The organism is Streptomyces sp. Y20, from assembly GCF_043195475.1.
In the GTDB taxonomy this organism is placed as follows: Bacteria; Actinomycetota; Actinomycetes; order Streptomycetales; family Streptomycetaceae; genus Streptomyces.
The window spans coordinates 334,427-348,035 of sequence record NZ_JBIDDP010000003.1 but is presented as its reverse complement, the minus strand read 5'-3'; the positions used below and the strand labels follow the sequence as shown (position 1 = coordinate 348,035).

The window sequence follows — 13,609 nt, the reverse complement described above, 5'->3', positions numbered from 1 at the left end:
GTGATGGCGCGGGCGGTGGCGTGCCGGGTGACCGGCTGGTCACGGGCGCCAGGTGGCCAGTACGCCCTGGTACAGCTCGGTGTCCGTCAGCTCGCGGGGCGTGGGGCCGGCGTGGAAGAAGGACGTGTTGCCGGTCTTCAGCTTGCGCAGGTAGTCGAAGGCCTTGTTGTCGTGCTCACCGAAAGCGACGAAGGAGAAGCAGACGGCGGGGCGTCCGGCCGCGGCCTTCGTGAGGGACTGGGTCGCCGGGGTCTTCGCGTCCGGGGCGCCGTCGGTCTGGAAGACGACCAGGGCCGGGGTGCCGGGGGCGGCGTTCTCGTCGTAGTGGGCGAGTACGGCCTCCACGGCGGCGTGATAGCTGGTACGGCCCATGCGGCCGAGGCCGGCGTGCACGTCGTCGATCTTCGTCTCGTGGTCCTTGGTGAGGGTGAGGTCGGTCGTGCCGTCCACCTCCGTGGAGAAGAAGACGACGTGGACCGTGGCCTCCGGATCCATGTGGGCCGCGAGGGCGAGGGTCTGGTCGGCGAGGGCCTGCGCGGAACCGTCCTTGTAGTACGGGCGCATGCTCGCGGAGCGGTCCAGCACGAGGTAGAGCTTCGCTCGCGTGCCGGTGAGGCCGGTCTTCTCCAGGGTGGCTGCCGCGGCCTTGTACGCGGTGGCCAGAGCGGGGGCCGCACGCTTCAGCTCCGCGAGGGGGAGGGCGGGGGTGGGCTTGCCGGCGTCGGCCTCGGCGTCGGCCTCAGCCTCAGCCTCGCTTTCGCCTTCGGCGTCGGAGTCGGCGTCGGCGTCGGAGTTCCCACCCGCATCACCCGTGCGTGTCTCGTCGTCGGCTGCGGGTGCCTCCTGCGGGGCGTCCTCGCCGTCGGCGGCCTGCGGGGGCGCCGCCTCCGGCGCTTCCTCCGTGCCGACCTCGGCCGCCGTCGGCTCCGGGGTGTCCTCGCTCGCGCCCGACTCCGGTTCCGGCGCCGACTCGGTCGTCTCGTCCACGGGCGTGCTCCGCTCGGGCTCGGGCTCCGCCTCGGCGGCCGGAGCGGTGCGCTCGGCCTCCTCGGCCCCCGCTGCGGGCGTCTGCGGGTCCTCGGCCGTCGTCCCGGCGGCCTTCGTGCCGGTCGGTTCCGCCTCGGTCTGCGCCCCGGCCGTGAGCGGCTGCCCGGCGGGCTCCGGACCGACCTCGGCCGTGGGCGGCTCCTCGGCGGCGTCCTCGGCCGGGGCCGTCTCCTGGGCAGCCTCCTCAGGCTCGGCTTTCTCTTCGGCCGCGACCTCAGCCTCGGTAGCCTCGGTGTCCTTCTCGGCCGCCGCCTCAGCGTCAGCCGCGACCTCAGGCTCGGTCTCCTCCTTCGTCTCGGCGATGACCGCGGGCTCGGGAGCCTCGTCGGGCTCGGCGGCGACCTCAGTCCCGGAGACAGCCTTCGCCTCGGAAGTGCCGTCCGGCTCGGGAGCCTCGTCGGCCTCGGCCGCGACCTCAGCCCCGGGAGCCCCACCGGTCTCTGCGGTGACGGCCGGCTCGGCAGCCTCAGCAGCGACCGTCGGCTCGGCCTCAATAGCGACCACCGGCTCGGCCTCAATAGCGACCGTCGGCTCGGGAGCCTCAGCAGCGACCTTCGGCTCCGCCTCAATAGCGACCACCGGCTCGGCCTGAGTGGCGGACACCGGCTCGGCGGCCTCAATCGTGACCGCCTCAGCAACCCCCTCGGCGGCCCCCTCGGTCTCGGCCCTGAACCCGGCCGCGGAGTCCTGCTCCGTCGCCGTCCCCGTCGATGCGGGGGTTTTCACCTTGTCGAAGGCCGCCGCCACCAGTTCGTGTTCGTCGGTGGGGGCCGGAATGGCGGGGTCGGGGGTGCGCTCGGGGGACCGGTCCGCACCCTCCGCCTCGGTGGCTCGTGCCTTGCGTGAGCGGCCGAACGCGTTCCGCAGGAGAGTGAGAATGCCCATGTGCGCAACCCTTCGTGTGAGTTGTAGCCCTTAAATCACTGGCCAGGACGGACACGTAAGGTTAGCGGCCCCGGATGGCCGGTCCGCGTCAGTGCGGGGACGTGATCGAGCGGGCCGCGGCCAGCTCCTGGCGGAGGGGTTCGAGGACGCTGCCCGCGGGGCCGGTGAGGTCGGTGCGGACGGCGGTCAGGGTCTGCGCGCCGCGGACGGCCTCGGACAGCTCGCGCAGTTGCAGGGTCACCTGCGCGAGTTCGACGCCGGAGGGGGCCGCGGCGCCGTGGCGGACGCGGACGCGGGCGGCTGTCGTGGCGTCCACGACGCGTTCGACGGCGACGACGAGCGGCCACCACGCGGCGGCGCGCCGGCCGGTCGGCGGAGGTTCGGTCAGGGCCCGCTGGAACTCGGTGCGGATGACGGACAGGTCGCGGTAGAGGCGGCGGCGCATGCGGGCGCGGGCGGCGGGGTCGGGGGCGGGTCCGAAGGCCGCTTCGACGTAGGCCGCCGTGTCGGCGACCGCGTCGGCCAGGCGGGCGCCGACGCGGGTGTGCCAGCTCTCGGGCCACAGGAGGTAGCCGGCGATCAGGGCGATGGCGCAGCCCAGGAGGGAGTCGGTCAGCCGGGGGAGCAGCAGGGCCGTTCCCTTGTGGTTGAGGATGTCGGAGAGGAGCAGGATCACGGGGGTGATGGCCGCGGTCTGGTAGCCGTAGCCCCGGGGGGTGAGGGCCGGGACGAGGGGGGCGAGGAGGAAGAGCGTCGGGACGTCCCACCAGCCCAGCGGGACCTCGGCGAGGACGACCGCGGCGACGACCAGGCCGGCCACCGTGCCGAGGGCGCGCAGCAGGGCGCGGGAGAAGACCGAGCCGAAGTCGGGTTTGAGGACGAAGGTGATGGTCAGGGCGACCCAGTAGGAGCGGGGGACGGGGATGAGGGAGACCAGGGCCTGGGCGATGCCGATGCACAGGGCGAGGCGTACGCCGTAGCGCCAGGAGTTGGCGGACAGGACGACGTCGCGTGCCGCGCGGGCGGCGCGGACGCGCAGGGCGGCGGGGCGGCCGAGGCGGTCGTCGGTGCCCCGGGGGTCGACGTCGGGGTGGGCGACGACCTCGGCGGCGTGGCGCAGCGCGTGGTCGACCGCGCGGGCCGTCTCCGTGAGGGGGAGGGGGAGCGTGAGGGGGGTGGTGGGTGTCCGTCCGGTTTCGACGGCGTCCGCCAGGTGGTGCAGTGCGGCGGGGATCGGCTGGGGGAGGGGCCGGGCGGCCAGGTGGGCCGCGGGGGCGGCCTCGATCAGCGGGGTGATCGCGTTCAACTGGGCGAGCATCCGGGTCAGTTCGGGGCTGCGGCCGTGGTGGCGGGCGCGCCGGGCCAGGATCAGGTCGTAGGACTGGTTCAGGGACTGGGTGACGGTGCGGCGGGCCTCCTCGTACTCCTCGGCGCGGTCCGTGCCGGCGGTGGTGAGGAGGGTGGCGACGGCGCGGTAGGTGGCGGCGACCGCGGCGCGTTCGGGGACGCCCGCGCGCAGTGGCCAGGCCAGCAGGGCGAGCAGGAGGATCAGCAGGCCGCCGCCGGTCATCAGGGCCGGGGCCAGCCACCAGGGGGAGGGCAGCGGGAGGCCCGCGCCGATCACGCAGTTCAGGAGCAGCAGCAGGCCGGAGACGGAGGCGACCGCGCCGATCGTGGAGATCATGCCGGAGAGCAGGGCGACGCCGGTGACGGCGGCCACCGCGTACCAGCCGTGGCCCTGTGCCAGTGCGCCCAGGGCCACGCCGGCCGCGCCGAAGAACTGGGGGACGGCGATGTTGAGGACGCGCATGCGGTAGGCGTCGGCGGTGTCGCCGATGACGCCGGACAGGGCGCCCATGGAGGCCAGGGCGCCGTAGGCGGGATAGCCGGCGGCGAGGCCGAGGGCCAGGGGGAGGGACATGCCGAGGGCGGCGCGGGCGAGGGCGGGCCGGTTGAGGGGGGCCTGCTGGGGCCTGAGGTTCCGGACCAGCCAGTCGGGAGGGGTGAGGCCGATGGGGAACTCTCGGGACATGCGCTCATTATGGCCGGTTCGATCGCTGCCGGTTCAGGTGCGCCGGCGCAGGGTGAGGTCCACGACGAGGGCGCGGTGGTCGGTGCCGGCCAGGGGCAGGAAGCGGGTGCCGGCCGCGGTGAAGTCCCGGGAGACCAGGACGTGGTCGATCTGGACGCCGATGACGGAGGCGGTGCGCGACGGCCAGCTGGGGACGCGGTCGTGCCCGGTGAGGCGGGCCGCGTCGGTCAGGCCCGTGTCGAGGATGTGCCGGAAGGCCGCGTGGTCCTGGGAGGCGTTGAAGTCGCCGGCGAGGACGGTGGGGGTGCGGGGGCCGGCGGCGGCGAAGGCGCGGAGCCGGCCGAGTTCGCGGCGCCACACGCCGACCTGGCCCGGCAGCGGCGGCATCGGGTGGGCGAGCTGGAGGCGTACGGGGTGGCCGTGGACGTCGGCGACCGCGCCGGGCATGCCCAGGGTGCCGTGGACGCCGGGGGCCGCGGTCAGCGGGTAGCGACTGAGGACGAGGGAGCCGCGGGAGCCGTCCGCCTCGACGGCCCGGCGGTGCGGGTAGCGGGTGCCGGTGCCGCGTTCCAGGGTGGCCCGGCAGCCGGCGTCGCATTCCTGCACGAAGACGACGTCCGGGTGCCGGTCGCGCACGGCACGGGCGAGGGCGGGGGCGGCGTGGCCGAACTCGACGTTGGCGGTGAGGACGCGGAGGGCGGCGAGGGGCGGGCCGTCGGGCTCGGCGGTCCTGCCGTACGGCTCCAGGTACCAGGCGAGCAGGCCGAGGACGGCGACGGCCCAGACCAGGCCCGTCCACCAGCGGGTGAGCAGCGCGCACAGCAGGGCGAACGCGGCCGGTGCGAGCAGCCAGGGCAGGAAGGCGAGCAGCTGGGGCACGGGGGTGATGCCGTCGGTGCCGGCGATCCGGCAGCCGATGACCGCGCTCACCCCGGCGAGCAGCAGACCGGCGCACCAGGCGCCGGGCCTGCGTCCGCGGTGCTGGGTCACGGGGACGAGCCTACGATCACCCGTCGAGCCGCGCCAGGAAGGCGGCCAGGGCCCGGTTGAACTCCTCGGGCCGCTCCAGGTTGGGCAGGTGGGCGGCGCCGTCGATGACGTGCAGGACGGAGTCGGGCAGGGCCGCGTGCAGGGCCTCGGCGTCGGGGACGGGGGTGTAGGTGTCGTCGGCGCCGACCAGGACGAGGGCGGGCACGCTCACCCTGGTCAGCAGGTCGCGGTAGTCGGGGCGTTCGGCCCGGCCGCGCAGGGCCGCCGCGGCGCCCTCCGGGGAGGTGGCCGTCATCATGCGGTGGACGTGCGTCTTGACCTCGGGGCGGGCCCAGGGGGCGACCATCTTCTCCAGCACCTCGTCGGCGTAACCGCGCATGCCCTCGGCAAGCAGCCGGCCGGCCATGGCGTAGCGGGCGCGCCGTCCCTCGGGGGTCTCGGCGTCGGCGAAGGTGTCGGCGAGGACCAGGCCCCGGAGGCGGTCGCCGAGGCGGCCGGCGCACTCCATGGCGATCTGGCCGCCCATGGACAGGCCGGCGAGGGCGAAGGTGTCCACCCCGAGGTGGTCCAGGAGGGCGGTGATGTCCTGGGCGTGCCGGGAGAGCGGGACCGGGCCGGGGGTGACGGGGGAGGCTCCGTAGCCGCGCAGGTCGGGGGCGATCACCCGGCGGCCGGCGGCGAACTCGGCCAGCTGCGGCTGCCACATGGTGCGGTCGAAGGGGTGGCCGTGGACCAGGACGAGGGGAACCCGGGAGGACGTTTCGGGGCCTTTGTCCTCGTATGCGAGGTAGGGGGGCATGATCCGACCCTAGGCCGGTCCGTCACTCGGTGCAATAAGATCTTTGCTCTCGGTGCAATGTCAAGAGGCCGATGAACGGGGGGACTTGTGGACGACTACCGGCGTATCGCCGACCTGATCGCGCGGGACATCACGGGCGGCCGGCTGCGGCCGGGGCAACGGCTGCCGCCGCAGCGGGTGTTCGCGCGCCGCCGGGGCATCGCGCCGTCGACGGCGGGCCGGGTGTACGCCGAACTCGTGCGACGCGGACTGGTGGTGGGCGAGGTCGGACGCGGCACCTTCGTCCGGGCCGCCGCGCCGGACCCGCAGCCCGGGCACGCCCTGGCCGAGGCCACGGGGTCCCCGCCCGTCAACCTGGAACTCAACTACCCTTCCGCGCCCGGCCAGTCGGAGCTGCTGGCGCCGGCCCTGGCGCCCCTGCTGCGGCCGGACGCGCTCGGCCAGGCGCTGCGGCCGGCCGCCGCCGCGGGCACCCCGGACGCCCGGGACGCGGTCGCCGCCCTGCTGGCCCGGACCGGGCTGCCGGCCCGCCCCGAGCGGCTCCTGTTCACCGGCAACGCCCGCCAGGCGATCGCCGCCACTCTCGCCTCGCTGGTCCGGCCCGGCGGCCGGGTGGGCGTGGAACCGCTGACGTATCCGCTGGTGAAGGAGATCGCGGCCCGCCTCGCCCTCACGCTCGTCCCGCTCGCCACGGACGAGGAGGGGCTGCTGCCCGGGTCGGTCGCCGCCGCGCACCGGGGCGCGCCGCTGTCCGCCCTGTACCTCCAGCCGACCCTGCACAACCCGACCTCGCGGACGACGGGTGCCGGGCGGCTGCGAGAGCTGGCCGAGACCGTCCACAGCCTGGGGATACCGGTGGTCGAGGACCGGATCTGGTCCTTCCTGCACCCGGGCGGCACACCTCCGCTCGCCGCGCTGGCACCCGAGCGCGTCCACCTCGTCGACGGCCTGTCCAAGCGGGTCGCGCCCGGCCTCACCGTCGGCTTCACCCTCGTACCGGACGACCGCGTCGACGCGGTCGCGCGGGCCGTCCGGTCCGGTGGCTGGAACGCGGGCGGCTTCGCGCTGGAGGCGGCCGTACGGTGGCTCGGCGACGGGACCGTGGACCGGCTGGTGGCCGCCAAGCAGCGCGACGCGCGGCGGCGGCAGCGGCTGGTCGCCGAGCAGCTGGCCGGCTTCGCCGTGCGCTCCGATCCGGCCGCCTACTTCGCCTGGTGGGAGCTGCCCGCGCCGTGGCGCGCCGACACCTTCACGGCCGCCGCGAGGGCGCACGGCATCGCCGTCACCCCGGGTACGGCGTTCTCGGTCGGCCCCGGCCGGACCCCGGACGCGGTCAGGCTCGGGCTCGCGTCGGTGCCGGAGCCGGAGCTGGCGCGGGCGCTGGCGACCCTGGCCGGCGTCGCCCGGGACGTGTCAGGCGCAGGTACCGGGTGAGCCAGGCGGTGAGGGCCACCGCGAGACCGAGACCGAACAGCAGCCAGGCCACGGTGCGCAGGGTGCCGGTGAGGGCGTCGTAGACGGCGCCCGCGGCCGGATGGGGCGCCCCGGCGGGCAGGCCGGCGAGGGTCAGGCGGCGGCCGGCGGCGAGGCAGCCGGCCAGCAGGGCGCCGCCCAGAGCTGTGCCCAGCGCCGTCGCGGTGACGGCCCGGCGGCGGCGGACGGCGAGGGTGATCCCGCCGACGGCGAAGGCGACGGCGGCCACCGGCAGCCAGAACCCGGCGACTTCGAGCACGTGGAACCCCTTCCGGAGCGCGGTCAGTTCGCCCGCCGGGAGTACGGCGACCGTGGTGTGCTGCACCGGGATGCGCGCGGCGAGCGGCACATGGTCGAGGGTGAGCTGGCGTTTGACCTGGGCGGTGACGGGCGCCAGGTCGACGGTGACGTCGCGGTCGTCCACCCCGCGCAGGGCACGCAGGACGGCGTCGTGGGTGACCTGGTTGCCGGTGTCCCAGGCCAGCCGGAAGGCCTGGGTCTGGGTGAAGGAGCGCACCGCGTCGCGCACGAACGGGCGTACCGGGCCGGGTACCGGCGGGACGTCCAGGTGCCGGCCCACCGCGCGCAGGATGCCGTCACCGACCGTGTCAGCGACGGCCTCGCGCACCGCCGGGTCGGTGGCGAGCGGCGCCATCGCGGTGACGTACCGGCCCGTGTCGGCGAGCCCGTACGCCGCCCAGGCCGCCAGTGCGCCGAACGGCACCAGCAGGCCCGACAAGGCGATCAGTACGGCCGACAGGGCGGTCCTGAGGCAGGGGGGCACGTTCCCAGGCAACGGCCTGCGGCGGCGGCGCGCGAGCGGGGCGACTGCTTCCGGGTGGCCGACGACCCGTTCGGCGCAGCCGTGTTCCCGCTCTCCGGTGGAGGGTCGGCCCGAAGGGGTGTTTCCTGGTGCTGAGGAGAAGAAGGCGGGTGCGGACCCGTCACCGGGCCAACGCCCGCGCGGCGCCCGGCACTCGGCCCACCGGCCCGCGCCGGCCGTACCCGGGACCAGGACCAGGACGGCCCGCGACGCCCGGCCGCGACGGAATCCCCCCGGCGCCGGCGCCCCGCGCACCGGCGGCACCGGCCGCGCCCGCCGCGATGACGCCGGCCGGCACCGGACCACCGGCGGGACCCCCTGGCCGGCCCCTCAGGGTCGTGGAGCCGGTCAGGGACCGGGGTGCCCGTCCGGTCGGTGAGGAGGAGGGGGACACAGGGGAGTGCGGGGGCCCCGGCCACCCGGCCGGGGCCCCCCCACGGCACGCTCAGCGGATCCGGTGCCCGAACGCGTCCTCATGCGTGTAGTACCGGTAGAAGAGCAGCGCGAACGTGATCGCCGATATCACCAGGGACAGCAGCGCCGCCGCCACCACCGACACGCTGCTCTGGCTGTAGAGGAAGCCGAACGCGCACCCGGCGAACACCGACCACAGCAGCGCGTGCACCTCCCGCCGCATCCGCGGGGCCAGCACCAGCAGGGCCGCGCACACCACCGCGAACACCAGCGCGCTCACGAGGCCGAGCAGCAGGTTCCAGCCGGTGATGGGGCCGCCGAAGCGGTTGTCGGCCGCGACCCAGCAGCCGTAGAGCAGCCCCAGTACGACCGGGACGGCCAGCCGGGCGATCCGGTGGACGCGCGCGTCGAAGACGTCCGGCGGCCGTTGGCGTACGTCGGTGTCGCGCCGCTCCGCCCCGGGCGTGCGACCGGGCCGGGACGTGCCGCCGGGCGCGGGTGCCGCTTGAGCCATGGGAGCACTCCTTCCTGTCCTCTCCCCCCGTTCCGCCCCCGCCTTCCAGGGCACACCTGGGCGCACGGCCCGGCAACTCGGCCAGCAGGGCGAGGAGTGCCCGGATGCGTGCCCGTGACCACCGTGATTGGCTGAGGCAATGGAGGGCTGCCCGCCGTGACGAAGATCGAGTACGCGCGGCAGCGTCCGCTGCTGCGGGTCCGCGGACGGAGCATCACCTGGCTGCCGCCGCTGTTGCTGCTCGTCGGGGTCATCCTGCTGGACCTCAACACCGGTGAGGATTTCCGGATCATCACCTGGATCGTCCTGGTCCCGGGCATCGCCGCCGCGATCTGCGGGGTGTGGACGACGGCCGCCTACAGCGTGCTGGCGGTGGTGACGTACGTCGCGGTCGACACGGCCTGGCCCGACCAGTACCGGGCGGGGTTCGGCAACTTCCTCCTGGTCGCCCTCGGCGGCCTCCTCGCCACCCTGGCCGCCGCCGTGCGCGTCCGCCAGGAACGCAAGGTCCTGCACATCCAGGACATCGCCGAGACCACGCGCCGTACCGTGCTGCGCCCGCTGCCGGCCCACTGGGGCGGCCTGGAGCACGCGGGGGTGTACCTGGCCGCCGACGTCGACGCCCGGGTCGGCGGCGACTTCTACGACATCCAGCCCGGCCCGCACGGCACCCGGCTCCTCGTCGGCGACGTGCAGGGCAAGGGACTCGGGGCCGTGGAGACCGCCGCCGCGTTGCTCGGCACCTTCCGCGAGGCCGGCTACCACGAACGGGACCTCGCGACCGTCGCCGCCCGTCTGGAGACCCGGATGCTGCGGCACCGCTCCCACACCACCGCGCTCGGCCACCATGACGAGGACCGCTTCGCCACCGCCGTGCTCATCGGATTCCCCGAGGACAGCCCGGAGACGATCGAGATGGTCAACTTCGGCCACGAACCCCCGCTCGCCGTCGGTCCGAGCGGCCTGCGCGAGCTGCCCAGCGGTGACGGTGCCCCGCTCGGGCTCGGTGACCTCGCGGGCACGCTGCCACCCGTGCACCGGGTACCGCTGGCCGCCGACGAGACGCTCCTGCTGGTCACCGACGGGGTCACCGAGGCTCGTGACGGGCCCGGCGCGTTCTATCCGCTGGCCCGCGACATCGCCGGCGCGGTCGCCGACGACCCGCGCCGCACCGAGCCCCGGCTGCTGGTCCGCCGGGTCCGCGACGGCGTCCTGCGGCACAGCCGGGGGCGGCTGGAGGACGACACCACGGTCTTCGCGGTCCGGCGGGCGGAACCTGCGGTGGGCGAACCCCCCGAACGGGGACGTTTGCGTGCCTGAAGCGCCGGTGAACGGCGCCAGCGGCTACGGTGCTGGCTGGTAGGCGGATCGACAGGTGACAGGGGGAGGCACGATGCCCGGAACCGTGCTGCTGCTCGCGGCGTCGCCGCTGGGCCGGGGGCGCCTGGTGGACGCGGCCGGTGTGCTGCCGGTGCTGGCCGCCGTCGCCCCCGCGGTGCTGTCCGGCGCCGACACCGCGAACGTGGTCGAACTCGCCGACCCGCTGGAACCTCAGGCCGTCCTCACCCGGCTGCGCGCCGCCGCCGCCACGCCCGGTCCGCTCACCGTGTACCTCACGGGCCAGCTGCACCTGGACCGCCGCCAGCACCAGCCGCATCTGGCCCTGGCCCGCACCACCCCGGCGACGGTCCGCTACACGGCGGTGCCCTGGCACTGGATCCGCGAGGAGCTGCGGCTGCGCTCCGCCGCGGACACCGCGCTCGTCGTCGACCTGCACGCCGACGCGGAGGCCTGGCGGTACGTCACCGAGCGCGGCCTCGACTCCGGCCACAGCACCGCCGTGTACGGCCGCGTCGCCCCGGCGCCCGGGCGGCGGGGCCCGGCCGGGCCGGCGTACATGAAGACGGTCGCCACGCTGTTGCGCAGCGGCCGCCGGCCACCGCTGGAGGTCCTGCACCGGCAGGCGCTGGAGCGCATCCCCGAGGAGATCCGGGGGAACGCGCTGCTGGCGGGCGTGGGCGGCGGCTTCGCCGGCGGCGCCATGGGCGGGGTGGCGCCCGCCGCGGCGGCTGCCGTACCGGCCGGCCCGGTGCCGGGTGCCGGCGCGTTCGTCGGCGTACCCCGCCCGGGTGGCGGTCCCGGGGCGGGCGCGCGCCCGGACGATCCGCACGCGGCCATCAGCGAGGCCGTACGGGCCGGGCGGCACGAGGAGGCCGACGGGCTGGCCGCGCGGCACGAGGAGGCCGCGGCGCGGGCGCACGGGGCCGGTTCCGAGCAGGCGCTGCACTGGACCGAGGTCCGGGCCGACCTAGCGATGTTCGCGGGGGACCCGGCGCGCAGCTGCCGGGCCTGGCTGGCGGTCGCCGCGGCCCGGCTGGCGGCGGGGCAGGAGGTGGACGCGCCCGCCGTGGAGGCGGCCGTGGACCGTGCCCACCACCAGTGGGGCCGTATCGACGACACGGCGCGGGCCCGTGAGCTCGGGCCCGCGCTCGCGGAGCTGCGGCTTCGGGTGCCGGGACGCCGGCGCGGCGCGCTGGAGAACGTCCAGCGCCAGCTGCGCCAGCTCCAGGCCACCCGGTAGCGCTACTTGGTGAAGGTGAAGTACTTCCAGGCGCCGTGCGTCGTGGAGTTCACGGTGTCACCGGAGGCGCCGTTGATGTACGACGAGCGGATGCGGAACCGCCAGCCCACGTCCTGGCCGTGGTCGCCGTTGACGCGGACCTTGGAGACGCCGTCGGAGCCCAGCTCGAAGTAGGCCGGGTCGCCCGGGTACCAGCGGCCCTGGTAGTACACCTCGAGCTCGAACTTCTGCGCCCGGCCCGGGTAGTACGGCATCCTCGTCGTGGCCAGCGGGTCCTTGGTCTTGTGGAAGAAGGCGTACGTGTGGCCCCACGCCGACTTCGACCTGTACTGGCCGGCGAGCGACGTCGACACGCTGACCTTGGCGCCGACGGTGCTGGACGCGGAGGCGGACGTGTACCGGGAGTCGCCCGAGAACTTCGCGGTGACCTTGGTGTCCCGCTTGAGGTCCAGGGTGACCGAGAGGTTGCCGGCGGAATCGACCGTGCCGGACCTCACCGGCTTGTTCGGCTTGTCGGGGCCGAACGGGTCGGCCCAGATCTGCACCGTGCGGTTCTTGTAGGTCTTGCCCAGGTGCGCGGTGAACCTGACGTCCTTGCCGTACGCGTACACCTTGCCGTTGTTGTCGACGGTCAGCGCCGGCCTGGCGCGGGAGACATCGACGGTGTCCGAGCCGGAGCCGGCCGCGTGGCCGTCGTCGCCCGCGTACGCCACCGTGTACTTCACCTTGCCGCCGGCCGGCGGGGTGTCGGTGAACGAGAACGTGCCGTCCGCCCTGGTGGTCGCCGCGGCCAGGGCCTTGCCCTTCGGTGACTCCAGGTCCGTGCGGGTCACCGCCAGCTTGCTGCCGGCGGGGAGGGCCGCCGTCGAGGTGACCTTGCCCTTGACGGTGAGCTGCTTGGCGCGGGTGGCGGTGGCCGGCGCGTCCACGGTGACGGTGGTGGCCGCCTTGGTGGGCGCGGTGAGGACGCGCAGCGAGTAGGCGCCCAGGCTGTTGCTGGTCACCGCGAACAACCGGGAGCCGTCCGGTGCCCAGGCCAGCCCGGCCGGGGCCAGCAGGTCGGAGCCGCTGCTCTGGCCGGTGTTGGGGAAGTCGTAGCTGCGCAGCGCCTCGCTGCTGCCCGGGCGGAAGATGTAGACGTCCGGGCTGTACGAGCCGTTGATGCCGGCGGCGACGGTGCCGTCGGGGGCGATGGCGACGGAGTCGGGGTAGGGGTTGGTGACGTACTTGCCGTCCTCGTTGAGGTCGGAGGTCCGGAACACCTGCTGGTAGTAGGGCGCGCCGCTGGCCACCACGACGTCCTTGCCGTCGGGGGTGACCTGGAGGTCGCCGAGGTTGTCGCCGGCCTCCCGGGTGCTCGCCAGCTTCGTGGCGGTGCCCGAGGAGACGTCGTAGGAGGCCAGCTCGACCGGGCTCTGCCCGACCGCGCCCGCGACCAGCGTGCCGGATCCGGGCGCGGCGTCCAGCACCGGGGCCTGGTACCAGCTGCCGTCCTGGTCGAGCGTGACCTCGCGCTGCGCGCCGGTCAGGTCGACGGAGCCGATGTTGCCCGCGGCGGCTCCGCCGTAGCCGAACCACAGCCGGCCGCCCGCGAGGGCGACGCTGAGCGGCTTGTCGCCGACCGGGTACCGGGTGGTCTCGGCGTCGGTTCCCGTGTCGAAGACGGCGATGGCGTCGAGGTCCTGCACGGCCGCGTAGAGCGTGCCGGAGTCGGCGGACAGTTCCAGGCCGCTGACACCGGAGAGGTTGGTGGTGAGCTGCTTGAGCGTCCTGCCGGTGTAGTCGGTGACGACGATCTTGCCGTTCAGCGGGTCGCTGACGAAGACCTGCTGGTGGACGGCGTCCACGACGATGTCAGCGGTCGTCCTGACCGGCAGACTCGTGCTGGAGTCGGCGTGGGCGGCGGTGGCGGTGAGGGCCGCCGAGCCGAAGAGGACCGCCACAGTGGTGGCAGTCGTGAGAGAGCGCTTGCGCACGCTGATTCGAACCCCCCGGGACGAATGGAAAGGCATGGGTGCCACGCGGGCACGGCGTTGCGCGAGCCCCCTGGT

10 protein-coding genes are annotated in these 13,609 nt (G+C 75.0%); 3 read left to right on the top strand and 7 right to left on the bottom strand.

Going from position 1 to position 13,609, the window contains the following annotated elements:
- Positions 1-39 precede the first annotated feature (39 nt).
- From ACGFT1_RS09875 to ACGFT1_RS09860, 4 genes are all read right to left on the bottom strand, one after another.
- Positions 40-1,932 (bottom strand): VWA domain-containing protein, encoded by a 1,893-nt coding sequence (locus ACGFT1_RS09875; protein WP_373908513.1) that lies wholly within the window; start codon positions 1,930-1,932, stop codon positions 40-42.
- Between the two features lie 88 nt (positions 1,933-2,020).
- Positions 2,021-3,964: an FUSC family protein gene (locus ACGFT1_RS09870; protein WP_373908512.1), complete on the bottom strand. Its 1,944-nt coding sequence runs from the start codon at positions 3,962-3,964 to the stop codon at positions 2,021-2,023.
- A gap of 33 nt (positions 3,965-3,997) precedes the next feature.
- A complete protein-coding gene (locus tag ACGFT1_RS09865; RefSeq protein WP_373908511.1) occupies positions 3,998-4,954 on the bottom strand; it encodes an endonuclease/exonuclease/phosphatase family protein in 957 nt (318 codons plus the stop codon).
- Between the two features lie 16 nt (positions 4,955-4,970).
- Positions 4,971-5,753, bottom strand: coding sequence for an alpha/beta fold hydrolase (locus ACGFT1_RS09860; RefSeq protein ID WP_373908510.1), 783 nt, complete (start codon positions 5,751-5,753; stop codon positions 4,971-4,973).
- Between the two features lie 87 nt (positions 5,754-5,840).
- Here ACGFT1_RS09860 and ACGFT1_RS09855 point away from each other — a divergent pair, with 87 nt between their 5' ends.
- Entirely contained in the window at positions 5,841-7,187 is a 1,347-nt protein-coding gene (locus ACGFT1_RS09855) for a PLP-dependent aminotransferase family protein (protein ID WP_373908509.1), read from the top strand.
- Here the strand turns inward: ACGFT1_RS09855 and ACGFT1_RS09850 are convergent.
- Both ACGFT1_RS09850 and ACGFT1_RS09845 read right to left on the bottom strand, forming a co-directional pair.
- A complete protein-coding gene (locus ACGFT1_RS09850) occupies positions 7,087-8,010 on the bottom strand; it encodes a hypothetical protein (RefSeq protein WP_373908508.1) in 924 nt (307 codons plus the stop codon). The two genes, ACGFT1_RS09855 and ACGFT1_RS09850, sit on opposite strands and share 101 nt — an antisense overlap.
- A gap of 484 nt (positions 8,011-8,494) precedes the next feature.
- Positions 8,495-8,977: a hypothetical protein gene (locus ACGFT1_RS09845; protein WP_373908507.1), complete on the bottom strand. Its 483-nt coding sequence runs from the start codon at positions 8,975-8,977 to the stop codon at positions 8,495-8,497.
- A 156-nt stretch (positions 8,978-9,133) separates the two neighbouring features.
- On the opposite strand from ACGFT1_RS09845, the gene ACGFT1_RS09840 reads away from it, so the two are divergent.
- Positions 9,134-10,297: a PP2C family protein-serine/threonine phosphatase gene (locus ACGFT1_RS09840; protein ID WP_373908506.1), complete on the top strand. Its 1,164-nt coding sequence runs from the start codon at positions 9,134-9,136 to the stop codon at positions 10,295-10,297.
- 73 nt (positions 10,298-10,370) lie between these two features.
- Complete coding sequence (locus ACGFT1_RS09835; RefSeq protein ID WP_373908505.1) at positions 10,371-11,558, top strand: hypothetical protein; 1,188 nt, start codon at positions 10,371-10,373, stop codon at positions 11,556-11,558.
- A 2-nt stretch (positions 11,559-11,560) separates the two neighbouring features.
- On the opposite strand, the gene ACGFT1_RS09830 is transcribed toward ACGFT1_RS09835, so the two are convergent.
- The gene (locus ACGFT1_RS09830) at positions 11,561-13,534 is read right to left on the bottom strand and encodes a YncE family protein (protein ID WP_373908504.1); all 1,974 of its coding nucleotides are present in this window, start codon (positions 13,532-13,534) and stop codon (positions 11,561-11,563) included.
- Positions 13,535-13,609 lie beyond the last annotated feature (75 nt).